Annotated in this window: 19 protein-coding genes and 2 pseudogenes; 7 read left to right on the forward strand and 14 right to left on the reverse strand. The window is 57.0% G+C overall.

Features of this window, described 5'->3' with window-relative positions; genetic code table 11:
• The first annotated feature begins 113 nt into the window (after positions 1-113).
• Positions 114-578, forward strand: a complete 465-nt coding sequence (locus AB4Y40_RS41615; protein WP_368692822.1) for a tyrosine-type recombinase/integrase — start codon at positions 114-116, stop codon at positions 576-578.
• Positions 575-1,573, forward strand: a complete 999-nt coding sequence (locus AB4Y40_RS41620) for a tyrosine-type recombinase/integrase (RefSeq protein WP_368692823.1) — start codon at positions 575-577, stop codon at positions 1,571-1,573. Before AB4Y40_RS41615 ends, AB4Y40_RS41620 begins: the two co-directional genes overlap by 4 nt.
• 426 nt (positions 1,574-1,999) lie before the next feature.
• Here AB4Y40_RS41620 and AB4Y40_RS41625 read toward each other — a convergent pair whose 3' ends face one another.
• The 3 genes from AB4Y40_RS41625 to AB4Y40_RS41635 all read right to left on the reverse strand — a co-directional run bounded on the left by AB4Y40_RS41625 (position 2,000) and on the right by AB4Y40_RS41635 (position 4,754).
• A complete protein-coding gene (locus AB4Y40_RS41625) occupies positions 2,000-2,596 on the reverse strand; it encodes an FMN-dependent NADH-azoreductase (protein WP_368692824.1) in 597 nt (198 codons plus the stop codon).
• A 359-nt stretch (positions 2,597-2,955) separates the two neighbouring features.
• Positions 2,956-3,729: a J domain-containing protein gene (locus AB4Y40_RS41630; protein WP_368692825.1), complete on the reverse strand. Its 774-nt coding sequence runs from the start codon at positions 3,727-3,729 to the stop codon at positions 2,956-2,958.
• A 143-nt stretch (positions 3,730-3,872) separates the two neighbouring features.
• Positions 3,873-4,754 carry a hypothetical protein gene (locus AB4Y40_RS41635; protein ID WP_368692826.1) on the reverse strand — a complete coding sequence of 294 codons (882 nt, stop codon included), beginning with the start codon at positions 4,752-4,754 and terminating at the stop codon, positions 3,873-3,875.
• A gap of 495 nt (positions 4,755-5,249) precedes the next feature.
• On the opposite strand from AB4Y40_RS41635, the gene AB4Y40_RS41640 reads away from it, so the two are divergent.
• The 4 genes from AB4Y40_RS41640 to AB4Y40_RS41655 all read left to right on the forward strand — a co-directional run bounded on the left by AB4Y40_RS41640 (position 5,250) and on the right by AB4Y40_RS41655 (position 9,550).
• Positions 5,250-6,689 (forward strand): IS1182 family transposase, encoded by a 1,440-nt coding sequence (locus AB4Y40_RS41640; protein WP_368692827.1) that lies wholly within the window; start codon positions 5,250-5,252, stop codon positions 6,687-6,689.
• Positions 6,690-7,633: 944 nt separating this feature from the next.
• Complete coding sequence (locus AB4Y40_RS41645) at positions 7,634-8,467, forward strand: TIGR04255 family protein (protein WP_368692828.1); 834 nt, start codon at positions 7,634-7,636, stop codon at positions 8,465-8,467.
• The gene (locus AB4Y40_RS41650) at positions 8,464-9,051 is read left to right on the forward strand and encodes a hypothetical protein (RefSeq protein ID WP_368692829.1); all 588 of its coding nucleotides are present in this window, start codon (positions 8,464-8,466) and stop codon (positions 9,049-9,051) included. Before AB4Y40_RS41645 ends, AB4Y40_RS41650 begins: the two co-directional genes overlap by 4 nt.
• A 10-nt stretch (positions 9,052-9,061) precedes the next feature.
• Positions 9,062-9,550, forward strand: coding sequence for a hypothetical protein (locus AB4Y40_RS41655; protein ID WP_368692830.1), 489 nt, complete (start codon positions 9,062-9,064; stop codon positions 9,548-9,550).
• A gap of 86 nt (positions 9,551-9,636) precedes the next feature.
• Here AB4Y40_RS41655 and AB4Y40_RS41660 read toward each other — a convergent pair whose 3' ends face one another.
• The 4 genes from AB4Y40_RS41660 to AB4Y40_RS41675 form a co-directional block, all read right to left on the reverse strand.
• Positions 9,637-10,395: a hypothetical protein gene (locus AB4Y40_RS41660; RefSeq protein WP_368692831.1), complete on the reverse strand. Its 759-nt coding sequence runs from the start codon at positions 10,393-10,395 to the stop codon at positions 9,637-9,639.
• A gap of 706 nt (positions 10,396-11,101) precedes the next feature.
• Positions 11,102-11,647, reverse strand: coding sequence for a hypothetical protein (locus AB4Y40_RS41665; protein WP_368692832.1), 546 nt, complete (start codon positions 11,645-11,647; stop codon positions 11,102-11,104).
• A 201-nt stretch (positions 11,648-11,848) separates the two neighbouring features.
• A complete protein-coding gene (locus AB4Y40_RS41670; protein ID WP_368692833.1) occupies positions 11,849-15,079 on the reverse strand; it encodes a caspase domain-containing protein in 3,231 nt (1,076 codons plus the stop codon).
• A gap of 174 nt (positions 15,080-15,253) precedes the next feature.
• Positions 15,254-15,868: a DUF1353 domain-containing protein gene (locus AB4Y40_RS41675; RefSeq protein WP_368692834.1), complete on the reverse strand. Its 615-nt coding sequence runs from the start codon at positions 15,866-15,868 to the stop codon at positions 15,254-15,256.
• Between the two features lie 610 nt (positions 15,869-16,478).
• Here AB4Y40_RS41675 and AB4Y40_RS41680 point away from each other — a divergent pair.
• Positions 16,479-16,709, forward strand: a pseudogene (locus AB4Y40_RS41680) (IS110 family transposase); the annotation flags it as partial.
• 9 nt (positions 16,710-16,718) lie between these two features.
• Here AB4Y40_RS41680 and AB4Y40_RS41685 read toward each other — a convergent pair.
• The 7 genes and pseudogenes from AB4Y40_RS41685 to AB4Y40_RS41715 all read right to left on the reverse strand — a co-directional run.
• Positions 16,719-17,189, reverse strand: coding sequence for an ASCH domain-containing protein (locus tag AB4Y40_RS41685; protein WP_368692835.1), 471 nt, complete (start codon positions 17,187-17,189; stop codon positions 16,719-16,721).
• Positions 17,164-18,249, reverse strand: a complete 1,086-nt coding sequence (locus AB4Y40_RS41690) for a hypothetical protein (protein ID WP_368692836.1) — start codon at positions 18,247-18,249, stop codon at positions 17,164-17,166. The genes AB4Y40_RS41685 and AB4Y40_RS41690 overlap by 26 nt, the downstream gene beginning before the upstream one ends.
• A 176-nt stretch (positions 18,250-18,425) precedes the next feature.
• Positions 18,426-19,268 carry a hypothetical protein gene (locus AB4Y40_RS41695; RefSeq protein WP_368692837.1) on the reverse strand — a complete coding sequence of 281 codons (843 nt, stop codon included), beginning with the start codon at positions 19,266-19,268 and terminating at the stop codon, positions 18,426-18,428.
• Positions 19,216-22,308, reverse strand: a complete 3,093-nt coding sequence (locus AB4Y40_RS41700) for a CHAT domain-containing protein (protein ID WP_368692838.1) — start codon at positions 22,306-22,308, stop codon at positions 19,216-19,218. Before AB4Y40_RS41700 ends, AB4Y40_RS41695 begins: the two co-directional genes overlap by 53 nt.
• Positions 22,305-22,619 (reverse strand): hypothetical protein, encoded by a 315-nt coding sequence (locus AB4Y40_RS41705; protein WP_368692839.1) that lies wholly within the window; start codon positions 22,617-22,619, stop codon positions 22,305-22,307. Before AB4Y40_RS41705 ends, AB4Y40_RS41700 begins: the two co-directional genes overlap by 4 nt.
• A 569-nt stretch (positions 22,620-23,188) precedes the next feature.
• On the reverse strand, positions 23,189-25,057 hold the full coding sequence (locus tag AB4Y40_RS41710) for a hypothetical protein (protein WP_368692840.1): 1,869 nt from the start codon (positions 25,055-25,057) through the stop codon (positions 23,189-23,191).
• Positions 25,006-25,120, reverse strand: a pseudogene (locus tag AB4Y40_RS41715) (IS5/IS1182 family transposase); the annotation flags it as partial. The gene AB4Y40_RS41710 and the pseudogene AB4Y40_RS41715, both read right to left, overlap by 52 nt.

Genomic DNA, 25,120 nt, shown 5'->3' on the forward strand with positions numbered 1-25,120 from the left:
TGCTTTGCCGAACTACTCTCAGCTCTGAGTCTTTGTCAGCCATAGGTGTCCACCTCACAAATAGGTGGACACCTATGCTCCTCGCTCAGAGTGCTGTTGGGTAGACGTCGATAGTGGATCGCTTACTAACGATCCTCGAGACCAAGTTTCGCAAGTCGAGAATAGTAGTACTCCATCCGACCACTGCGGAGAAATTACGAACCTACGCACTGCTGCGAGGAAAGCTCGGCTATGCCGGACTGTCTGACCTGTTCTTCATGTCCGAAATCGGAACGGCGATCAACTACGGCTTCTTCGCAACCTGGTTTGCCCGCACTACACGCCAGCTCGGCATGGCGCCATCTTCAGGCGCCCGACCACCAACGCTGCACAGCCTGAGACACACGTTTGCCGTTGAGCGGTTGACGCGATGGTGCCAGGACGGCGCGCCAATCCGGGAATGGCTTCCGAACTTGTCCGTGTATCTCGGACACGTTAGCCCAGAGGAAACATATTGGTACCTGACGGCCACGCCAGCGTTGTTGGCGACCGCCTTATCGACGTTTGAACGGTCTGCAATCCGTGGAGAAAGGCAATGAAGCCTACCCAGTTGATCGGCCCGTTGCTGGAGGGTTTTTTCCTCGAACATCTGCTGGCGCATAAGCGGGTGAGTCCACGAACGATATCGAGTTATCGCGATACACTCCATTTGCTACTACTGTTTGTGCGGGACAGAACGCACACGGAACCTTCGTCATTACGTATCGACGCGCTGGATGTGTCGATCATTCTGTCGTTTCTCGATCACCTCGAAACCGAACGCCACAATTGTGCGCGCTCACGCAATACCAGGCTTGCAGCGATTCACAGTTTCTTCCGATGGGTAGCGCTATGCGATCCACTGTCGGTCGGCCTCGCGACTCGGGTGCTCGCGATACCGTGCAAACGGACCGACCGATTGCTGATCCACTCACTGAGCCGCGATGAAATCGACGCCATTCTCGCTGCACCCGACCTTTCGCAATGGCGTGGGCGACGCGACTATGCACTGCTGCTCACGTTGTACAACACTGGCGCGCGCGTATCCGAAATCACCGCGCTCCAAATCGAACAGATTCAGTTCGGCAGCACCACGCTGATTAATCTGATGGGGAAAGGTCGAAAGGAACGCAGCGTCCCGATACCTACGGAGAGCGCGAAAATGCTGAAAACCTGGTTTCGGGAATTGGAGAGCCTGCGCACCACCGTGGCATTTCCCAGTAGTCGTGGCCGGACACTCTCGCGCAACGGAGTCGACTACATCCTGCAACAGGCCGTCGACCGAGCCCACACGCACTGCCCAAGCTTGATTGGCAAGCGGGTTTCACCACATGTTATTCGGCATTCGACTGCCACTCACCTGTTGGAGGATGGTCACACGATCGAGTTCGTCTCCCTTTGGCTAGGGCACGAAAGCTCCCAAACGACCCACCTCTACACTGACATCGATCTTGTAGCCAAAGAACACGCGCTTGGAAAACTAGCACCGACGCATGCCGCGTCATTCCGGTTCAAGCCCGCGGATAGCGTGCTCGCCTTCTTGAAACAGCTCTAATTATTCACAGTACCACCGGCATCTACCGCGAGCCGTCCGCCGAAGTAATGTTGGTGCGTTTTGCGAAGTAAAGTTGGCGCTTTCATGGGGCGGATTGACGGCCACGTAGCCTCGGTCGCTAACGCTCGGGCATGCCAAACGCCTGATCGAACTGCCTCGCCCGTTTGACCTCATCGCCGTGCAGGTAGGTTAAATGTACTGCAGCACATTTGATCTATCTGCACGGGAACGACAGGCAGCGCGCACGACAGGTGAGTGTCGCGTTTGGGCGTGCGACGCAGCGACTATAGTGCTGTCAGCTAACGCCTAGGCCGAAGACCACCGATGAATAAGAAAAAACGCCACTGGCGCAAAGCCAGTGGCGTTTTTCACTGCCTCGACCCACCGCCGTCAGGAACCACCGAGGCGGCGGCGAGCGGGCAGTCCTTACACGGCGGCAATCGCCTGGCGGGCGGAAGCGAGCGCCTCGCTCGCTGCGTCCGGGCCCATCGCCAGGCCTTCAGCGTGGATGAAGCTCACATCGGTCATGCCGAGGAAGCCGAGGAACGACTTCAGGTACGGCGTCTGACTGTCGTGCGGGGTGCCGTGATACTTGCCGCCGCGCGCCGTGACAACGTACACCTTCTTGCCCGTCACGAGGCCTTCGGGGCCGTTTGCGGTGTACTGGAACGTGATGCCGGCTCGCGCGATGAAGTCGAAGTACGTCTTCAGTTGCGACGAGATGCCGAAGTTGTACATCGGCGCGCCGATCACGATAACGTCCGCGGCCTGCAATTCTGCGATGAGCGCTTCACTGCGCGCGGCGATGGCCTGCTGCTCCGGCGTGCGCTGCTCGGCCGGCGTGAAGAACGCGCCAAGAATGGCGTCGTCGAGGTGCGGTAGCGGCTCGGCCTGCAGGTTGCGCGTGACGACTTGCGCACGCGGATTCGCCTGTTGCAGCTTCTCCGTCAGTTCGTTGACGAGGAGCGTCGACTGGGCGCCTTGCGAGCGAGCGGCGGAATTGATTTGCAGGATCGTGGTCATCGTGGTCTCAGGCTTCAGTTGGGGCGCACAGTGTGGTGCGAGTGAGCCCATTCTCCGGGGTAATCAGGACTGGATAAATCCATCCGGGCGCGATGAATTGTTGCACCAGCGGGACAATCGTCCGTGCTCAGCCGCGCTAAGGCGGCGTATTGGTGACAGTCAGGTCTACAGTGAGCTCTCTCGCAGGACAAAAATGGTTCTCAACGGATTACAGGGAAACGCAGCAGAGGCGGCCGAGTTCGGCCAAGAAGCGTCACTCGCCCGACAGTCGTTCGGACGTTCATACGCCCGCTCCGCCCACCAAACGGTCGTTCGAACGGCGAAGCGTCCAACCCTTCGGTTATCGCGTCGACGCAGGATTAGTAGATCTCGCCCAAGCCAGCAATTCTGAAGGCAAGTTGCACGACAGGGGTCAGCCCGTAGAGATGCCGGTCGCCCCGCCGGGAAAGTTTGACCACGCGGCCAGAATAGCCTGACCGACCATCGGTTTGTCTGCCGCATACCCGCGCCAGCACATCAGACAATGGTCCATGCCTCTTCAGCTCCTTCACGGCAGCCTCAAGTTCAATCACACAAGGAAGCTCAGACTTGACTATCCGTTTTGCAAGTTTTGCGTCAATCGGATGCGCGTACTCAGCAAGGTAGGCTCCCATGATGGCCAAAGCCGTCTTAAATCCAGTTATCAGGTCGGTGTTCCAGGTATATTTTCGGTAGGCGCTCTCGAAGCGTTCCGCGGCCCTTGTGAACCGGACGTAGCTAAGGTCATACGCCACATCCGCCGCCTGCTTCGCTGCGCTCTGACTCCGACGTGCCGCCTTCTCCGCCTGCGGATTCAGCGTTTCTGTTTCCTGACGCTGGCGCGCCGACTCCTCCGCTTGCCGTTTGCGCAATGCTTCCTCGCGCTCTTCGGCGGCCATCGCCTCCTCTGCAGCCAGTTTGCGGTCGTACTTGGTGCGCGCCTCTTCATCACCCAAAACGGCCCACGCATCATTAAGGATCTGCATGATGCGCTTCGCATCCGGAGAATTGTTTTTGTCAGGGTGATACTGCTGGCTGAGTGCGCGATATGCGGCCTTGATTACGGCCAGCGGCGCATTGCGCGCTACCTTCAGATTGTCGTAATGAGTGTGCATTTTGTTCTCGTCGGTCCCCGGTTCGCCAACGTCGCGGCGATTACGCGCTTTCTGGACGACAGGCCATAGCCCGCGTCAACCCGGACTCCCCGGCCAGTTGCAGGCCGGGTTTTCTGTTTTGTTTGGGCGACGCCGCCCAACGGCTATTGCGTAAACGTACTGAACACATCGGAGACCGCGACAAAGGACTCCACCGGGTACTGAACGGTGTAGCCGCCCCGATACTCGATGACAATGACGGATCCGCAGGCAGCCCAGCAGCCGTCCCTTGAACTCAGCCCGTCTGCAGCATCTTCCCAGAAATAATGCCCGCCGCGGCAAGCCCCAACCTGGTCGGTCAGCTTAAGACTGGGTTCGTTTCCAACGTGCCGGTAGGCGATCTCACCCACTTCGCCGCTCTCCTGTGCTGATTGTGGTGCCGGCGTGGGAGGGCTTAGCAGCGGTGGCAGGGCTCGTTGTATCGGTTGAGCCGGCACAACCGGAGCTGGTGCGCGCGGTGCTACCTTCTTTTCAGGAAAGACTAGGTTTGGCGTGACGTCGGGCTGCGTGGGGACTGTAGGTGCTGGCGCAACAACTTCCGACGCCGGAGCGGGTATGTTTTGGGGCATCTGCACGATTGCGGGTTCGGAGGGCTGTCCCGCATCCAGAGAAGAGGGCGAGGTGCCCGTCTCGATTGCCCATGCCGCGGGGTCATCCTGCAACAATGCGAGATTGTGTGGGATAACCGCCGCCACGTAGCAGATGCCGATTACGGTTGCAACACGCGCGAAGTAGCCCCATTGGCGCCATTCAACGTTAAACGCACAGCGCCAAGTCGTAACGCCAATAAAAACTGTTACGGATACGCCTCCGAGCAGGTAAGCGAACACTGCGTCGCCATGCACTCCACCTGGCGCCGCCCGGTACAACCCGAAGACGACCGTCCTTACCCAGACATACAAGGCGAACGCGGGGCCGTATCCCCACAACCACCAGACCTTCCACAGGCGCTCTTCACCGCGCCACGCTCTCTGGATTGCGTTCATACAGATTCTCCCCCGTCGTCCCCCGACAGAACCGTAGTCCATCGCGCGAGTGGGGTCCGTGCGGCGGCGAACGCAGGATTTGCACCGATTTTTTTAGTTGAGAAGTCACTTTGTTCCCGCATGGTTTTAAGTGACTGCGCGCAGCTGGCTTCCTTCTACAGGGTTCCTTTTGGAGACTTGCACGAAGCGGCTGATGGATGCGCGCGTGATGCACGAAGAGTCGCTTGCCCCGATTGCTGTGCTGATACGCTTCAATGCGCTCGCCGATGGACTTGCCGAAGCGAACCGCCTGCAGCATGGCCTGTCAGATTAGGCGTTCACGAGCAGTGCGCGAACCTTGCGTTTTACGCAGTGCTTCGTCCCGCGAATGTCTGCTGTACTCCGAGACGCGCCGCACAGGCCGCAAGATGGTGACTGGCTGAAACGGGTCCAGCTTGTGTGAAAACGCATGCTGATCGCCTAAACTGAAGTAACGCGTTCAGATCGGGCGGCCACATGAAGCGATTCGTTGAAGGCGAAGACCGTAAGCAGGCTGTCCTGCTGCCCGAGTATCTCGAAGACTATGTCTCCGAGGATAATCCGGTACGCGTAGTCGACGTCTTCGTCGATGAGCTTGATCTCCATGATCTCGGCTTCGACGGAACCGCGCCCGCAGCAACGGGGCGGCCCTCGTATCATCCATCTGTATTGCTAAAGATTTATATCTACGGCTATCTGAATCGCATTCAGTCCAGTCGGCGTCTGGAGCGTGAAACTCAACGCAATATTGAGCTTATGTGGCTCACGGGCCGCCTTTCGCCGGACTTCAAGACTATCGCCGACTTCCGGCGCAACAACGGCAAGGCAATCCGCAATGTCTGCAGCCAGTTCATCGTGCTATGCCGTAATCTGGACCTCTTCTCAAAGTCGATAGTGGCGATCGACGGCAGCAAGTTCAAGGCCGTCAATAATCGGGATCGCAACTTTACGAGCGCGAAGGTCAAGGCGCGCCTGCAGCAGATCGATGAGAGCATCGCGCGATATCTTTGCGCGATGGAAACAGCAGACCGGACTCAATCCGATGTTGCCGAGGCGAAGACGAGTCGGATCAGCGACAAGATCAGCAAGCTCAGGCAGCAGATGCAGGACCTCAGGGCGATGGAGCAGCGATTGCGCGAGTCACCAGATGGACAGGTCTCCCTCACCGATCCAGACGCGCGCTCAATGGCTACCAGCGGTCGGGGAACGGGAATGGTTGGCTATAACGTTCAGACCGCAGTTGATGACACGCATCATCTGATCGTCGCACACGAGGTCACCAACGTTGGCAACGATCGCGGCCAGCTGACGAACATGGCCGGCCAGGCACGGGCGGCTACCGGCATCAAGGATCTGACTGTTGTCGCCGACAGGGGCTACTTCAAGAGCGAAGAAGTCCTGCAATGTCATGAAGCGGGTATTACGACCTTCGTTCCTAAACCGTTGACTTCGGGCAAGAACGCTGACGGCTATTTCGGCAAGCAGGATTTTATCTACATCGCCAAGGATAACGAGTATCTTTGCCCGGCCCAGCAGCGGCTCAACTGGCGTTTCACGAACATCGAGCATGGCATGACGCTGCATTGCTATTCGAGCTCGGCCTGTTCTACCTGCACCATCAGAAAACAATGCACATCAGGCAAGCAGGCTCGCCGGATAAAGCGCTGGGAACATGAGGCCGTCGTCGAAGCGATGCAGCAACGGCTCGACCAGAAGCCGGAAATGATGCGGGTGCGCCGTCAGACCGTCGAACACCCGTTTGGCACGCTGAAATTCTGGATGGGCGCGGCGCACTTCCTTATGAAAACACGCGCGCATGTCAGCACCGAGATGAGCCTTCATGTCCTCGCATACAACCTCAGGCGCGTCATGGCGATCCTCGGCACGGAGGCGATGATGCAAAAGATGCGAGCCTGAGGATGGGCTCGCACCAGGGCGGTCACGCCGGCGCGCATTACGGCGCCTGGGTACCCCTTCCTCTCACAAAGAGCTCAAAGAGCCCATAACTGTTACACGGGCCAAATTGGGCCGTTGACGCCTTCGGCTGATCGCGTGAATTCGTCATTGCGTCCGCCTCGCGTTTTTACACGACCTGGGTCGCGAAGCGCCTCTCGCTTCGCGCCCCACCGCTCCAAAAGCCGACGCAAGCGGCTGCAGACGTGCATGAATGGCGAAGCCCTATCGCTAACGGAAGACGCGCCACCGGCCGCCAGATCGGCCCACCGCTCCGAAGTTCTCTCCATAAGTCGATACGCGATGTAGCCTATGAAGATAAGTCTTCTTATCACAATGCATCTATTTTAAATAAAAACTACGGCGTGCAAAAAATCACCTGACATGGGTTCCAAGCCCCGCCTTCCGCTGGCCCGCTGGCTTTTTTGAACTCAATGAACCTGCCGCACAACGCACTTTGCTGCAGCAAAGAAGAGGTGACTGTCTATCTGCCATACGCACCCCGGTCAATACCCAACGGCGAACTAGGCAATCCGAGCGATATCGTGTAATCGCCCGCATAAAATATCATGCGCATTGCATGAAATGGATCACCGTAAGTTTGCGGCTCGCTTCGCCGTGGCCTACAACCCGCTCTCGCTGCTCGGTAGTTCCGCGCGCCACTCCTATTTGGCCGTCCTCCGCGCTCTGCAGTGAGAATTGCCGACGTATCCGGCCAAGCCCGCCAGGGGTGCGATAGCGCCGTATTCGCAGTGGTTAGGTTCGCCGCCGCGTCGAGCGCATGCGCCGCATCCCACTGACGTCTCCGAGACTTGGGCCGCATTTCTCCCTGGCGCTTGTAGCGATCTTGTGCTATTTTTTGCCAGAGACGCGCGATCGATACCACAAACTCGCAATCAAGACAACCCGTGAGCACTCAACGCAAGGACGCCGAGCGGAATCCTGTCAAATTCACGCGACCGCCGATTTATGAGGTCGCATGTGGGATCCATTTTTCGAGTGAGCGCCCCCTCGTAACCGCTCATATCGGAGCGTATTGGGAACACGTGCGGGACAAATTTCCGAAAGCCGAAGATGCGCCCCCTCTGCAAAGCGTCGTCGAGCAACCAGGCGGTGGCGCGATGCCGGTCTTCGAGTTCAGCAATCTTCCCCCACTTCGACGAGCGTGGCTGTTCAGTGCTGACGGGCGGAATCTCATCCAACTGCAACAGGATCGGTTCATCTTCAACTGGAAGCGCGAGTCCCTTTCAGACCCCTATCCGAGCTATGCAGTGGTAATCGACCAATTCGAAACGCAACTGGCCGAGTTCTCCACTTTCTGTCGCGAAATTGGCGTGGGAGAGTTGAGTGTTAGGCAGTTCGAACTTGCCTACGTTAATCATATTTCCGCTTCTAACGGCCTTGGTGCGGCAGCGACCTCTGACACGCTCCTCGTGGACCACGTGAGATCTGCAGATGCGACGCGTTTTTTACCTGAGCCAGAAGGCTTCAATTGGATGACATCCTATGTACTTCCACGTGGCTTCGGGCGCCTACACATTACTGCGCAATCCGCGTCGCAGATCCCAACCCAAGAGCGCTTTGTCCGGCTTGATCTAACCGCTCGGGGTATTTCTTCGGATTTGTCCCCCACAGGTAAGCGGGAGTGGTTCGACGTCGCGCATGAATGGATCACGCATGGATTTGCTGACGTTACGGCGCCCGCAATGCAGACTGCGGAATATTGGGGGAGAACGTCATGATTGACCGCTGGTTTGCAATTGAAACCTCGCCAGATAGCATCACGGCTTTTGCCAATAGTGACTCTGCACAAGACCTTGAAGCGGCTCCGAAGCAACGATATATGAGTATCGTCAAAGCAAACGCCGTGCAACGCGCGAGGGACGTTGGTGCTAAAGATGGTGTAGTCGTCGCTTCCGGACTATTAGGAGATGAGTCTTTGCGGGTCGGAGCAGTTTCGGATGTGTCGATTGAACGTTCCCGGGAGCGTGACCGATTGATTTCGCTGATTGGGCAAATGAATAGCGACGGCTATTCGTGCACATGCGATCGATCAAGCAAGATTTCTAATGAAAGCGCCGCGGCGGCGCGAGCGCTATTTGAGATATTGCTCCCCTCCCACGAGGTACCGAAAGTAGCACCAGATGGGGAAGGCGGTTTAATTGCTGTTTGGGATGATCCGGGCAACTCGACTGTCCTTGTCGTCGACAACTGGACGCTCCATCTCGTCGTCAATGCGACGACTCCCGAGGCACGCTATTTTGATGATGTCCATTTCGATGGCGAGCGCCTGCCGGACGCACTCATTGGGTCAATTCCAAGCTGAAGGGGCATCCGTGGCGGACGAGAACGATAATGCCGCGGCAAAGTTAGAAGTCGAGCCAATTCCCGGTACGGCGACGATTACTAGGTTGATCGATTTCCCGCGTATGCACGAGCCGGCAAAAGGCTTAATTTGGGAGAATACTTTCGAATTCCCGGGAGGCACTGGGGAGTCCGTCAATTGGGACAAGTACGCTCCACCGCCAGATGAAGTTCATCGCTTGGGCAAGCAGCGTCAAATCGCGAAGCAAGTCGGGCGCCCTGAGTTCGCTTACGCTGGGTATATACCGGCTGTCACGGAGCAGGTGCGAACGATCAGAACCGCACGTGGACATGGCTTTGACGTAGAACATGTACCATCCGAGGGAAAGTACCATGCCGAAATACGGCGTCGCGTCAGTGATGTGAATCCTTTGAACAAGGGCGACAAGGGCGAACTGCGGCTCGCTTTGCAGCGGACCTTTGGTCCTCTGATCCCTTGTCCGCCTGACCTTCCCGACTAACACCTCACCCTCTTGTTGCGCACCAAGATGCGACAGGTCGCGATTGTAGGTTAGGAGCCCGCGTGACCGCTGAAAGTCATGGTTGCCTAAGGGTAGGACCAGTCTTGCTGTGCAAGCTGTTGCCAAAAGTCGAAAGGCATCTCTTCGGGCGACGGCGACTCACAGCTTGCGGTGAATGATCTGTTGGCGAGCCACGTAGTCCTGAAGAACTTGTCGATCGTCAGCTTGCACCCGGCTGAAAGTACCCCGTCTGCCGCGTAGACGTCCGACTGGAACTTCAGTTCGATGGTCTTCGCCCCTAGGGCTTTCAAAAAGTCATCCCCGGAGATGTAGTTCCTGTATCGATCACATTCGTCTTTTCCGGACTTGCAGTTGACAGGAAAGGCGGAGAACAAGGTCGAGTGGCTAATCGAGCCGCCACCCGGAATTGGAAAAGGAGCTGCATCTGCCAAAATTTTCGGATCAAAGATCTCCCCCTCCCGGCGAAGCTGCGCAAAGCTGAGCCATTTCTGCACGGATTTGAGCGGGCCGATTGTGAGGGTCACCTGCTCGGACTTGATAGAACCTGCGTATTGGGCCGACGCCGTATTGGTGTAGCTCATTTGCGCCGCAACCCGTATTACGGTTAGGCCATTGGTTTGCATATAGGTGTAGATCACCACTCTTTCGGGGCTGTACAGCGAGATCTGCGGCCCCTTATACCACTCAACAATCTGCAGCCCTCCCGTCAGCAGCGAAATGACGAAGGCAGTGAGTGCGAGGATATCGGTCTTCCTTTGTATATGAAGCCCAAAGAACGTCAACTCCGGATCGACATCCGTCTTCCTTGCCCGCGGCTGTCGCATTTGCTATTGGTGTCCAGCGGGCGCTTCAACGGTCGATTGCCGCCGGGGCACCTCAGGAGCTCGATCCGCGGCGCGCGGCGTATCACGCAACGACGACACACTGGCCTGCATTAGGCAGTCTTCATAAAGCTCGAACTGCTCTTTCTGTACGTCGTGCGGAAGGGAGCTATATCCCTCGATCAGGCGCCGGCATTGATCGCTCGACAGGACGGGTGCGGTCGCAGGCGCTTCGACAGCAGTTTTCCCTGATCTTGAAGGACGCTCTGGGGCCGCGTTTGAGTCAAAATTCAACTGAGTCGACTGCCCGTACGCGAGACTTGCCCAGAACAATGCAGCAAACAGGATGCGATTCATTTGACTACCACCGTTTATTCAAGAGGCACGCGTAGGCCGTATCCGTCGCTCAACAGTGACGGCACTGCTGGCATTCGTCTGTTCGAATTCCAACAAAAGGGAATGACGAACAGTTCGCGCGATAACGCTGCCGGTGCCTCCGATATTCGCACGCCGGTGCGGGCTCCGCCGCGTACTTCTAAGCGGTTGACATTGGATGGAGCGCTCCCAGAATCAACTCAAGGTGACCTATGGCACAACAGAGCTGCGGTTGGTACGCGGCGAACCTTTTGTCTACAGCAGCTTACGGCGAAGTCGGTACACGCGAACAGTCGGCCATGTCCGGTCGTTCGACGCCACACTCCGTTTGAACTCAGGATGTTTTAGCAGGGAGTTGTGAACCTTGCGGGCTAGTTCCCTCCCCGCTTTTCCCGTCAGACACTTGGGTTGACGGTGCGTTCAGTGGGGTCCCGACGTAAAGACGGCCGATAAACGTGCAAAGCAGACCCAGCAAGAAAGCTGCGCCGAACAACATGAACTGCGCCAACTGCTGCTTGTCGACGTGCGGCGCGTCGGCTTTAAAAGCCTGGTCGACTTTTGCAGCAACGAAACCAGTCAAAAACGTCGAAATAACAGCCGCGTAGGTCGAAAACTTAGCTTTTTCTTTTGAATCAAGCGGCGTCGCCAGAATTCCAGTTACCCATCCCAAAAGACCTCCAAACAGCAAGAGAAGGACGTTGAACCAATAATCACTATCGCCGCCGACATGTTGTGATACGTGGAAGAGTAGGGTCCAAGCGACTGCCGCAGCCAGCAGGTACCCGATCAGAATCTTAACGTTGTTCCAGAATTTATCCTTTGCTGTGTTTGGATCGACCATTGCCATCTCATCACCTCGAGGGGAAATCAATGCGGCCATCCATTAACGCGTGCGTGGATGACGCAGACTCCGGTGAAACGCAGCGCTCGCGAATTTAGTCACGACCGCGCAGCTCAATGTAATTCAGTTTCCTCTATATCAGGCATAAAAGCTTCGATCGCTGCAACTACATGCCAAACAGCGCTCCTTCAGGCGCATTTTCCCTTGACGCCCGCATTACGCCAAGGTGCAAGGGCGTTGCTAGAAGATAGGCACCGGCCCAACCAGTCCGTTTCTCGCGATCCACGGTGTCTGTGTGCCGTTGGTTTCGGATAAAACCTGAATCTTGAGCGCCCTATAGAGTTCATCCAGTTCGATAACGCCGTTTCCGTTTGTATCGACTCGTTTGAAATTCTGATCGATGAGCCTACTCATCGTGCCAGCAAAGACTCCTCGGTGCTGAGCCTCACGACTCGTCTCACGCCCTTTCGAAGCCGAAAGAATGAGTATCGAGCCTTGACCTAACAAGGCCGTCGCGGCTACGTCATTAGCTGCATTAGCCGCACCAGAATGGCACGTATCAAGAAAGACAATAAGGCGCCCTGGAACCTGAGAAAGCGCGGCGACGACGTCATTCCAGGCGATAGCAGTACGGACCACATCAGCCACACTGGTGGTACGCGATGCAAGGTAAAGTCGATCGTCGTAGCTTATGCCATGTCCTGAGATAAAAACCATTGTGGTGTCATCTTTACTGGCAGTCCTCGCGACTGTATCGATCTGTTGCAGCAGGTCCTCTCGGAGACGCTCACTATTGATTATGGGTTTAGAGGCATCGTCGTCGATATAGAGTTTCGAACGAGCCACCATTGAGACAAACGCCGTCGCGTCAGCGGCGGAACCGCTAAGCTGCTCAATGTTTTTCTTATCGTCGTAGATGTCAGTGCCAACCGCGATGACGTGCACATGTGACTTGACTAGGGCACCCCGCATTTTTGGAGGAATCGCCACCGAAACGGGTAAGCTCTCAGTGCCCATTTTGTCGACAGCCTGTGCCGTGACCCAAATAGCCGGACCGGCAAGCGGGATATCTTCATGCTGCGTTATGTTAGTGCCGCTTGCTGGAATGGTGCGAATTAGCTTCCCATCCATGAATAGAGAGATTGCTGACAATCCCGCGGGTGATGCGGCCGAGACGTCAACGGAAACGCTCCCAGAACGTCCGGCTGTCAATGATAATGCCGCAACCGGCGGCGGCTTCAGATCCGGACGCGCCTTGTTCGGAACGTCAATTCCCTTTACAAGGACGTCCCGGATAAACGGCTTGCGCAGCGAGGCTCGGAATTGGCGCAGCGATACAGGTTCCGGCAGGCCTGGGAAGCTGAGGTAAACATAGCGAGCACCCTCGTCGGTACCATCGTAAAAACCAGCGTCGTCGAAGACGACAAACTCGTCATCGACATAGCGCCCACTTAGGTACTCACGTTGCCGGCTCGGCAAGAAAATGTGCACACTGCCGTCGAGGTCAAGTCGCACGACTCGCCCGTCCTCTGTGCGATACACCCCCTGTGCTGCACCAGTGCGACTACCTTCTGCTCGGAACACTATCGCTTTGCCAGTCTCGAGGTCATAGTCAAGCAACTCCGGCCGGTCGCTTATTGACATCAGAAAATGTCGCTGAGCATACAGCTCGGCGACGATGGACGGGGCAGGTAGCGGTATTGCGGCAAGTCCCATAGCGTCGTTCACCGTGGTCCCGCCCACGGGCGTCGTGTTCAGCCAGACGAGCTGCGGTGCAGCGCCCACTCCTTTGCTATAGATTACCGCGAGACGTGCAAAGTAATCGCTAACGCTAGGTGACGTGTAGCATCCTTCGACGATGAGCCAGACCCGGAGGTCACCATCCTTGAACTCTCGCAGGTCGATGATCGACGCCGGTGCGATTTGGTTCCGGTCTTCTTTCATTTCGGTCAAGGGATTGCAGGCGCGGTTGCCGTCCGAGAAGAAGGACCTGGCTTGCGGCACCGACGCCACCACGGCCGCAGTTAACTTATTGGACGCTGCTTGACTAAGAGCGTCTTCACCCGCATGCGGTGGCGCATGGGGCGTCATCACGGCAGGCTCCTGGAGATTTAAGCCTGACGCAATTAAACGTTGGGCAAAGTGATCACCAGCCAACGGACCCTGTCCTGGTGCGTGATTATGTCCAATGTCCACGTTTCGGCTTGCCATCTGATCTGCGCTCCGAACAAATCTTGCTTGTTGCGTGCCCGCTTGAAAGGAGTCGACGGTTAGCACATTTAGCTTGCGCCCTCCCTCATCCCATGCTTCCGCTGCTCTGAGCGAAATCAGACCAGCTTTCCGTCCGTTGACACGATGTGCATCTAAGAACCCTGCGAACTTTTCGTCCAAGGATTCTTGAATTTCGTCGCTGCTACGTCCGTCCGGCGCCGTGTGTGAGGAGTTCGGATCGACGTCGTCCTGCTTGCGCAATTGCGTGATCTCCGAGAAGTCCTTCGGAGACATCGCCTTCATTGCTCCGTCACTGGAAAATGCGAGAGATTCAACCCTAGCAGTGTCGAATCCGTTTTCCTTGCTACTGTACGTCAGCAGCAGATTATCCAAGTCGATGTGGACGGTTGCTTTCTCTGAGATCACATTACAGCAATTCGGGCCAAGACTCGCAGCATGTGGACGGCGATCGATAAGTGTCGCGTACGTTTCCAGGATTGCGTCTTTCGCCATGCCAACTGAAAGAATTGCATCACCTACACCCCAGCGCACCGATACGATGGTGTCCTGCCCCACCCCTTCGCCGCGTGCTCGGCCGATGATGACCCTGTCGATCGCTCGGTCCAGAACCTGCAACGCTGTCCAGTCCGCGTCACCTCGCGCTGTACTGGCGTTGAAGAAATATACAAAACGACCCGTGGGTGAAAACGCCGGCTGGGCGCCTGGTCCTTGGAAGGTCTCTCGCAGACTCTTCGCGTCGACGATCCTGAAGTGATCGCCGTAGTCTTCGAGACGGACTGTTCCGTCTGGAGAGGCAAGCACCCGCTTAGGCCGCCCTGAGAAAAAAACCGGGTCCGCGATCGTCAGCGTTGGACTACCAGATTCAACGGTCAACTGCTTCTCGCTTGCTGATCCCGGAGCATCTAAAGCACTGCCGTCGCGAGGCGACACGACCTTCCAACGAAGCGGCAAGGGGCCGGAGGCGTATGGTGTGATGGAGATTGTGCCGCTCGTCGTGAGCTTACCTAACTGGAGCGGGACGAAAATTCTGGTCGACGTCGACCACGCATCAATACCAAACGGCGCGGGCGCACCGTCTGGAACAGCGAAGAAACCTTCTCCCGCGAGCCGTACAGGTGCAGGAGTCGCAAACACAAGAAAATAGGCTGCACTACAACTCGACGCACCCGCGCCCTGCACTTCCCAGTGCACCGCGATTGGTTTGCCGACCGCCGGATGTGGATCGGGATCGACACGCACCGAAACCAATGGCGCGCTAGCGGCTGGGCTATTCGTGGCTGCGCATGGCGACACGGCCCAACTCTGGACCGCTACGCCAAGCGCCAAAGTGGCCGCGAGGAAAGCGCGTGTAATCGGGTGAATGGCTGAGCATGATTTCATCGGTCAACCCCTTCACGTTGAACAGGGATCCCATTACGCGAATACGTCAGGATGCAGCTTCCAGTTCTTCCAAGACATAAGGGGATCGTCCGGCCAACGACGTAGGATTCGCTTCTCGCCCGACCTCCGGAGCGCTGCATTCTCATTCCAGGCTGACGCGCCGCCCACCTGGACACCGCGATATATCGCCTCTACCGTGAGAGTCGGGACGTTAAAGTCCTCCATGGCGTTCTTTAAGACTCGGTCTGCCACGGGGCGCTTCTCCGTCTGCATCCAGTACAAGTAGTCGTGTAAGACGGCGGCGTAGGCATAGTTGCCGTCTGGTGGCAACGCGCTCCAGAAAATGCGCGGTACGCTCGCAAGGTCCGTCACAAAGCCAGGCGGCGCGGTTACCCGTGGCAAGTCCTTGTCATTGTTTTTTCCGGGATACCACTCAATCTCGCTCGTGAGATAGTAGAAGTGGTCACTGAAGCGCCCCATCCTCAGTGGGTGAGCGACGTCCTTCGTCGGGGCGAATAGCTCGTCAAGCCATTCATCTTTCGTGCGCGCCTTGACGTCGCTGGCACTGGCGGTAACGTTTAGGACGGTCGCTGGAAGCAGCATGGCAAGGGCGCCAAGTCGTATAAGTTCTCTGCGATGTATATACATGGCTCGTCTCCTAATAGCCCTTGCCAAGTGAAGCAACGACGATCGGATTACGCTTTCTTAGGCGCATATTTCGATCTCGTCGATCGTCACTGCTACGCGCGCACCACGCTTCGATTACAGATATAGGAAACACGCGCAACAATCCGCATATTTTTGAACAGGAATATGTTCGCTGGACCACACAGCAACTCCTGTTTTGACAATTTCCTTACGACTCACTTGATTTTTTATTTCGATTTATCTCCGACAAGCGGGCGCACGACGACCATTTTCAATGTTCGAGAACCCCACGCGCGTACTTCCAGTCGGTGTATCGCTGCATGGCGGCAAATGTCTCCGGGTGTCCTCCAGGCTTAGCCGGCCAATCATTCGGCCGCTACCCTCACAAAACGGACTTTTGTGTCGTAATCGCGTCGGACCACTCATCGGCCGAAGCCGTCATTCACGAATCGGCGTCGGTGAGGCGTCTACAAGGTGCTTTTCTGACGTTCGCACTTCAGCAGGCGTGAATGTCAGGCGTAAGCAATGGAATGGACGTCCCCACCCAATGACCGCATCAACGTGTCAGAGTGGAAGTGTCATCGATCACTCGAACCGGAAGGAGGCCACCATGCAGATTACGACAATTGGCATCGACCTGGCCAAGCATTCTTCTCAGGTACACAGGGCGAACGAGCGCGGGAAGACGGTACTGCGTAAGCAGCTGCGAGTCGCGACATTCTTCGTAAATCTCCCGAGCTGCCTGATCGTGATGGAAGCTTGCGGCAACGCCCACCACTGGGCTCGCAAGCTTCAGGCCCTCGGTCACACGGTTCGGCTGATGGCGCCGCAATTTTTGCGCTGCGGGGCCCTATCGCATGTTAGGTCCCTCCTTCGTGTGCAGCCCTTCCCAAAGGGCCTCACGCAATTCGCGGTCTACAGCCGACGATGGATAGAACAGCCGTAATTCCCCTGGTGCTCGAATAGGACGTGCAAAGCGCAGTGGGTCGCGCAACACCCAGCCGTATGCGTCAGTTGGCATCGGTCCATCAACCAAGTGCCTTTCACGCCAACGCGTCCATCGATCGAGATCAAGTCGTATAACGCTTGCGATATAGATCTGACCAATAAATCCGCCCACAAACGGGACCTCAATGCCAAATTGCTGTTCGAGTGCCGGATCCCGTTTTTGTCCGGTATGCAACCAAACCGGGCCGCGATACTCGGTGCTCCATGTACGGATCTCCATGGACTTGCGGCCGGAAAGTATTAGTTCCGCCCACGGTTGACGCACGCTCAAGGCAAGTTGTGCAAACTCAGGAGTTAATGGATGGGAAGGCATGGTCGAACTCGATGGCGAAGCGATGGAATAGATCGATCAGTCTATCTCGAGTAATTTCGGCATTCTCACCTTGCGTTAGGTCCCTAACGTAACCAGGAAATTCGAGGAACATACGGGTAGCACCGCCTCGAAGCTTCGTGCGATCAATGAATTTCCTATAGGCATCAAAATCTCGTGCGAGAACCGGATCTTGTCGCACTGCTTGATCGTTCAGATCGTAGTGACCCTCCAGACGCTGAACGGCGGTTCGGCGTACGATACACGGGACACAAACTCCGCAGGGGATACCGTTCCTTTTGCTACGGTTCGCGCTTAGCTGATTTGAATATTGGTACCAGCAAGTTTCGGTTTGCGCAATGATTTTTGTGGCCTTCTCGTCGCCAAGGATGGCCACTATGTCGCGCGTGCACTCACCCTTTGTTCGCTCGAGAAATGGATTCTCGATGCTCCAGTCACCTCCTAATACTGCGCCAAACAGCCTTTCCGCTGCTCGCTGGACTACAGGATGCGCGTGTCTCGTCATGAAGTAGGCTGGTGAGGGCGGCACGGCCAAGGCTAGGATTCCATTTTCATATTGAATGATCCTCCGCGTTTCATAAGTCGACGCCACGGCAGCGGATAGGCAAAGAAAATAAAATGACCGATATAAAAAACCTCGGCCACGCCCCCTTACTCCAGAGATTCGAATCTGCGTTGGGGGTTGGTAACCCAGGATGCGTGATATCTCAAGTTGCCTAGTTTTCTGGCGCGAATAATGAGAGACAAGTCGCGTTCGGGACGCAAGTTCATGTGCGCGAGCGATTCCACAGGTGCTGTCGAGGCCGCCAGAAAACAAGGTAACGCAGTCAATGGAAGCGTCGTCCTTGCGGAGCCCCCCATCTCTAACCGCCGTGTGCGCTTCCGCTCCGCCTGATATCGTCCAGTGCCAAACCGCATCTCCCTGAAAGCCGAGCAATATTTGCAGTGCCTCCGTGGCGGCGACACTCCAATGTTCTGGTTGCTCCAGTGCAATTTTTACGTCGAATTCAATTGGACGGTTCGTGCTGAGCGCGGCGGGCAACGAACGCTCGATAGCATGAACAGCAAGTCCCAATCGAATCAGGTCACGCGCTGGCGCCGCAAATCCGAGAGGGCCGGCCGGGCCCGCTAGAACAGCCTCTAGCTTGACAGAACTGGGAAGGGAACGAAATCTACTGTATGCACCGCTCGTCTGCCCGCGAATTCTCCACTGCAGATTCATGTTTTTGTTTTTTCCCTAAGTTTATTTTCGAACCATTCGCCTTGTTGACAAATCGTTTGCAACAGTTGCTTGTGGCTCAACTGCTTTTCCCCACTCGGAGCGTATTGCCACGTGCGCTCGAAGGAATCGATAATCCTATCCGCTCGCTGAACCGAGGATAGTCGGATCGCCTCGGCCTCTAGCGTGTTTAGCGCTGGGAGCTCTCTTAACGCTAGACGATTGATGACCGACGCCAGGAAATGCGACGACACCGACTCGAATACGTGGCGGTGCTTGCTCACGCTATCGAACACCGCAGTGGCATTGCCCTCCAGGAATACATCGTCATCTCCGCCGACCGCGGCAAGTAGTACATCTAGCACCGCCGACCTAGCTATCTCCCTGTGGATTTCTCGTCCGCCGACCACGTGCGCACTGGCTATGACTTCGGCAAGATTTGCCAAACAGCCCGAGTCAGCCGTGACGCCATATTTGTGTTGAAGCGCGGTCCAATCGTGTTGCTGCGTGAGAAGGACCGCGAGATTGAAGAACTCTTCATAGCAACCTCTAACCTGGTCGCTGGACACAACCTGCTGAACGAAGCGTGCGACATTGCGCTGAGCGAAAGTCTCTCGCAATAGAGCACTTGAGTCTGAAGGAGTCGGCGCGCGGCCATCCGCCTTACGTGCATCGAAAAAATTGCCAGCTGACCCTTGTCTTCCTGCGAAACCCGCTACGCCCCCTGCGCCGCTTCCGGCGCGCCCTAGTGCACCGCTGCCGCCTCCCCCAAAACTTCCGGTACCCATTTTAGCTCCCCATTTTCCAGGCGTCGTCGATTGCCGAAAATCCTTGTGATTCAAGCCATTGAGGAATCCAGTCCTTTCCGGCAGCCGCGGCTCGCGCGGACTCGCGTTCGTTCGCGTCATCGGAGACCACGGCGATGCCACCCAAAGTCTCCGCAATCCTGCGTCGATCCGTTCCGCGATCGTAGCCGGGGCGAGCGTCGAGTTCTATCTTGCTCTGCCGCAATAGCGTCAGGGCGGCAGCGGCATCGCCCGCCTGTGCTAGGGTGCGTGCCATACGGATGCGTCCGTTAACCAGAGTACGCAACGCCCAGCCATGCCAGTGGTAGGGGGCCAAGCGTCTCTCGATGCGCCGCCACTCTGCGACGTTTCTGTCATCGCCAAGCCAGAAGAGACGTGCCGCGGCGATGGCCGCAGTCATTCCGTTACCAGTATCATGTGCACGTTTCACGCACACTTGCAGCAGTTCAGCACAACGCTGGCTCGTATCTCCGCGCGTTTCGGCCAGTTTGACGCGCTGATAGGCTAATTCCGCTAGTAAAGGATCGCGGCTCCGAATATATTGTAGCGAGTCTTCCGCCTCCTGAATTTCGCGCTCAACACGCTGAAACACCGAAGCGTCCAGTCCCGCCTGAGACAACATTCCCTCCGCTAAATTGCGTCTAGCGGAAGCCAGCAGCAACGTGTTGCGTTGATAAGACGGTCGGGCCAGAATTTCTTCGTACGTCGCGATGGCCCCAGCGCTGTCGTAAAAGAGATACTGAAGCAGGCGTGCACGGTTCATATTCCAATGAGCGAGGTCCACCTCCGCCGCGCACGCAACTGAAGCGTCGTCGCTCTTGGTTTCACGAGCACACAATTCAATTGCCGTGTCAATGTGCCTCAGTGCTTCTTCGCGCCAGTTCTTAATGCCGCTGCTTTTTTCGACCTCGGAAAGCAATGCGTGGTGCAACGCCAATTCCAACGGCGCCTTCGGAGTGGATCCCCAAAGTATTCGCCGGGCGTGCGCCATCTTGTGAAGTCGAACGTAGGCGCGAGCGACGTGAAGCAACTCGTGCGACTGGAGATCCATCCTCCGAGTGCGAAGCGGAGACAGACGGTCGAAGCACTCGATGATCGACGCGTAACGATCGCTATAGCCGAACCTTTCTATTAGTGATCCAGCCAGTGCAAGCGCGTTCTCAGACTCGCCGAGCGCGACTAGGTGGCGCAGGCGTTCAAGATCGAGCCGTTCTGCGCCCACGGTGGCCTGACGCCCGAGAAACTCCAAGCACTTTGCGTGAGCCGCGCGTCGCTGATTAACGTCAGCTCTCTCAAGAACGATTCGGCGTGTTGAAGCGTTCAATACGGGGCCTGCGGTGCCCTCGAACAGCAGCGGGGAATCTTTCGGATACCGGTTACGGGTAAAGCCGAGAGTCTCAAGTTCCCTTTCTGAGAATGGTAGATCAAGCACTGCTAATGCGGTCAGCGTTGGAAGGTCGTGCTGGATAGCATCCTCGATCATCGCCAGGTCCACATTTGCGGACCACAGGATGTCCCGCGGCCATTTGGCCACTGCTTCGTCCTCTAGACGGGCTGGGCTGACGACGACAATGGAGCTTGAGTCTGGCGTGTCCAGGCTGATATCGGCCAAATACCTAGCGAATTCAGTTGACACCCCGGTTGCCGGAGCGACGAGGACAATCATGGCTTTTTCAAGCATGATCAAGCGACGGAGGCCCTCCTCCGGCTGTTTTTGCGCGATGAATATGGCGTCAGATAGTGGGGAAGGCGGCGAATTGGACTCAGCCCAACTTAGCACCGACGCGGCCCAATCGCTGATTGATGCTCTCCATTCATTGTTAGATAGTCTCAGGAATATCGGCGTGTCTGAAAGCGCGACCGCGGCACGCGCTAATTGCGCAAGCGCCATTGGGGTGGATTGAGCTTCGACATCCGCCTCGATAACGGTGCGTCGGTTCGAACGCCACGTAAGCGCTTGCTTCCAAGCGATAGTCGCGTTACTCGGGATGTCCGGCAAGCCCTGTACAGACCGAACACTGGTCCAAGCGAGAAATCGATCGAGGATCGGACCATTGGCTGATGCCGCCCATGACAGGTTATGAGCCGGTTTTAGCGTCGACCAAAATGCGGGGGCAGCCCAGTCCAAGCTCCCCTCTGAAATCACCGAGCCGCACCGTCTTGAATAGGCGGCTGCGCGCTCAAACGACATGCCAACCGCAAGACCTTCAAAGTATGCATTCGCCATGTTGCGCGCAATCCGGTCGCTGATCCTCGATTGCATGGCAAGCGTTGCTTTGACACCTCTACCGACAAGTGCATCGTGGATTTCTGGGGCTGGAGCGACTCCCTCCGTCGGAGCCTGTCCCAAGTCGCAGGCCCAAAGCACGCAACATAGCGGAGGGGATTCTTTCGGTATCAACGCGGCAAAGTCCCCCACCGGTAGCCATACGCCGGGAGCCGCTAGAAGCGCGGGATCCCCGTCAGCGCGACCGTGTCCACAATACCAAAGAATGTCCGCCGGCTCGCTCCGTAATAGGGCTGACAGATCAACATCGGCTAATTTGACGCTTTTCGGACGTGCTATTCGGGCCTGCGCTTCGGGGTCTAGTGCCTCCCATGCGCGCTCAACATCCGCTGCCTCTCGGTCGGGGTAAATTTTGTTAGGAAACTCACCGGCATCGCCGAGCAGGATAAGCACGCGCAAAGGATGTGCACGAGGGCCGATGGGGGCACCAAGAGGTCCGCGACCCACGCGAACAGGAACGTAGCGGTTACGGATTTTCTCGTCCCGAACCCTGAGCAGCGCTGCTTCCCAAGGCACGTGGACTGGCCCGTCTCCCATTTCGAAGAGGACGCAAAGCTGTTCGTCTTCGACTAGAGCCAAAACAAGATTTAGCTCGAGTCGGTTGTACGCATCGATGGCATTGCCGATCAAATCCGCAGCTGACTTCGAGCGTAATCCTAGTTTTTCGCGGGCGGGCAGGCTCTCGACCAGCTTTAGCTCTTCAAGCTTACCTTCTGCCGGATGAAACTCGAGTCGTTCGGGTTTAAACCACCACCATTTTGCCTTCCAGGTAATACGAACATTTTTCACAGCGCCCACCAAGCACGCATTTTGCTCCACAAGTCTCGTGCGCTGCCGCGATCAGCGTCGGAACTACCCAACAGGCCGGAGATTATTTGCGGCGCTGAAAAGCCGAACGCAAGTGCTTCCTTTATACCGACAGGATGGCTAAAGAGGGCGACCAAACCGCCGCACAGCGACAGGAGTAACGCCATCGCCCAAAAAAACTTCGTTCGTAGATACTTCGGTACCCCGTCGTGTCGCACCTTGATGAGGCGCAGAATGTCCGGCACTGCTCCCCCAACTGCTCCCAAGAAAAATGTGCTGTACACGTTCATCATATACCCCGTTCAAATATGTTTTGGATGGAACTGCGCTGCCTACGCGTTTTCCTGATCCGCGATTGTAATGCCTGAATCGCGGAAAATCTGCACTTCGCGCATTCACCCTTGGACCATGGATGTAGCTTCACGGAAATGCAGTGCGTGCACGATTGAACCCTACGAAGTCGTCTGCCCTGTTCTCAGGAGCCTTGCAATCGCTTGCGAAGGTGCGCATGCAAGAACGTAGTCTCACTACGTTTTGAAATTACAGATCGACCGACAAGATCAAGCGCCGTCGCTCATCGCTGTTCGCAGCGCGCGATCCTGCGTGCGGACCGGCGGCACAGCTACTAAAAGTGCGCTGAGCATCCCGTTGCGATTCCTCAAACGGAGGCAAGCCAGACTGCCCTCCTTCTACGGGAACGCAATGATCACGCAAGAGCATGGGCTCAAATACTGCCGGCGCGGCGCCCCAGCTCCCGCACGATCGTGGCCTCATTTGGTAACACTGACTGATACTCTGCGGCGAGCACCTCGTTCGGCAGGTTATCCAGTGCGCAGTGCACGCCGCGTCGATTGCGCTTTTTTCACGCAACCTGAGCCAGTTCCCGCGCGCGAGCACATTGGCGGGTATGTTCTTCAAGCACCGCCGCTTCGGTCACCCCGAGGCGCGCTCCGTAATGGCGGGACATGCCTGCAAAGATTTCCTTTACCGCTTCGCCGAGCGCTTCTTCCCGCGACAGGCAGGTAAAGCGATAGACGGCCATGGCCAGCCGATCCTCTCTGTGCCCGATCTCCACTGGGGAGCCCTCCTCACTTATGAAAACTCGCAAGGCGCATAGAGCCCAAAAGCAGGTCGCCCAGCATTCGAGAACATCCTCAGGCAGCTCGCTTCCGAGCCCGGCATCCACGACGACTCTCGATATTAGCGGCTGCCCGCCGTTCGTCGTACGGAACAACTCATAAAGAAGCCGGGTCACGCGCCGCTGCCAGCTCGCTTCGCCCGCGCCGGGCAGAACTTGCTGCCGCGACACCTTCGCGTTCGCATCTCCAGGCATGAGGTTGGATTTGTAGCTGCCGGCGCCCAATACCACGAGCAGCAACGCGCGCAAACGCAGTAAGTCCACGACGTCCAGATCGCGCTTCGACGCCTCACTTCGAAGCAGCTTGATGAAGTCTTCGACAGCTTCGATTAGACTCTTTTGGGAATCCTTGACGTACTTCCTTTGACGTCGCAAGCGCTGCGCAGCGGCGCCGGCTTCGAGGGGCGGTGCCGGATCGTCCGATCCAAACCGGTCGTCGTCATCGAGCGCACCCTCTCCATCCGCGGTCTCATCGCCGAGCGACCAGTTCTGGCCTGCCACATCCTCTTCCTCGCTGATTTCAACGGGCGCCCGCGCGCGACCGATGAGCGCGTTCAGAAAGCCGCGTACTGATTCCTGATGCGATGACGCCAGATGGCTGATCGCGGCGTCATTTCGATCGTCAGTGGTTTTCCTCCGACCAGCGATGAACTGCTCGTAAGTTAGCGTGCGCAAGGCGACTTCTTCCTGTTCGCCTTGCTCATTCCGCCCTTCATCGAGCGCGCCTCGACCGGAAGCCGAGCCGCCGGACGCGGCCTCATTCTCTCGCTCCGCCGCCTGAAGTTTCTGGATCACCTCCAACAGCCACAGCCCTTCGACGGCATCCTCGTCTTCCAGCAGCGCGAGCACATTGTCTACGGCGCGGCTTCTGCAGCGTCGCTGCGCCTCTTTGATGGCCTGCTCCACGACCACTATGGCGAGGGACGATTCGAAGCCTTCCGCGCTCACTTGCGCGAAATGAGGCACTGTCGCCACGCGACATCGATAGGAAATGCGATCGGCGCCACTCCCGGCACGTTCAAGGCTAACATTCAGGCGCGCGCCAGCGCTGTCGAACAGTGTGATCCCCGCGCGCGTCACGTCGAGCCCGGCCGGCGGCCACCAGTGGAGTCGGTCGCCGGCGAGCTCAAAGCGCCCGGGCAAGCGGCGCTGAAACGCCGCCATCGGGATATTGTCGGCGGGCTGGTACGAATCGACCGTTTCGGGCTTGATGGCCGTTTCGTCGGTCAACGCATCCGCCAATCCGAGTAACTCGGCTACCCGCCCTGGCGCGGCCTCCCGATAAAGGCACGCTTCTTCATTTACGCCATCGCCTCCGCCCACGCCGAGTGCCGCCGTGGTGCAATTGGCACTGCCGAACAAGATGCAGTCGGCTGTGCCCGTTTCTGCGATGAAGATCTTTGCATGCGCGAAGCGGCTGGCGCCGGCGCCCTTCACCCCCTTGAGATCGTGCAGGCTCAGGTGCGGACCCTTGGGCCAGCAATGCACGGGAAAGAGCCTCGTGTTGGGGCGTAGCAAGACCGCCGTCTTTAGAGGCCAGTTCAAAAAGCCGACTGCGCTCGTTTGAATATATTCCAGCACACGAGCGAGCAAGCGAATTTGAGGAATGCTTCGTGAATGTCGCTACGGCGATCGAAGCGAATGCGAAGCCGACGG

The organism is Paraburkholderia sp. EG287B, from assembly GCF_040965595.1.
Lineage (GTDB): Bacteria > Pseudomonadota > Gammaproteobacteria > Burkholderiales > Burkholderiaceae > Paraburkholderia.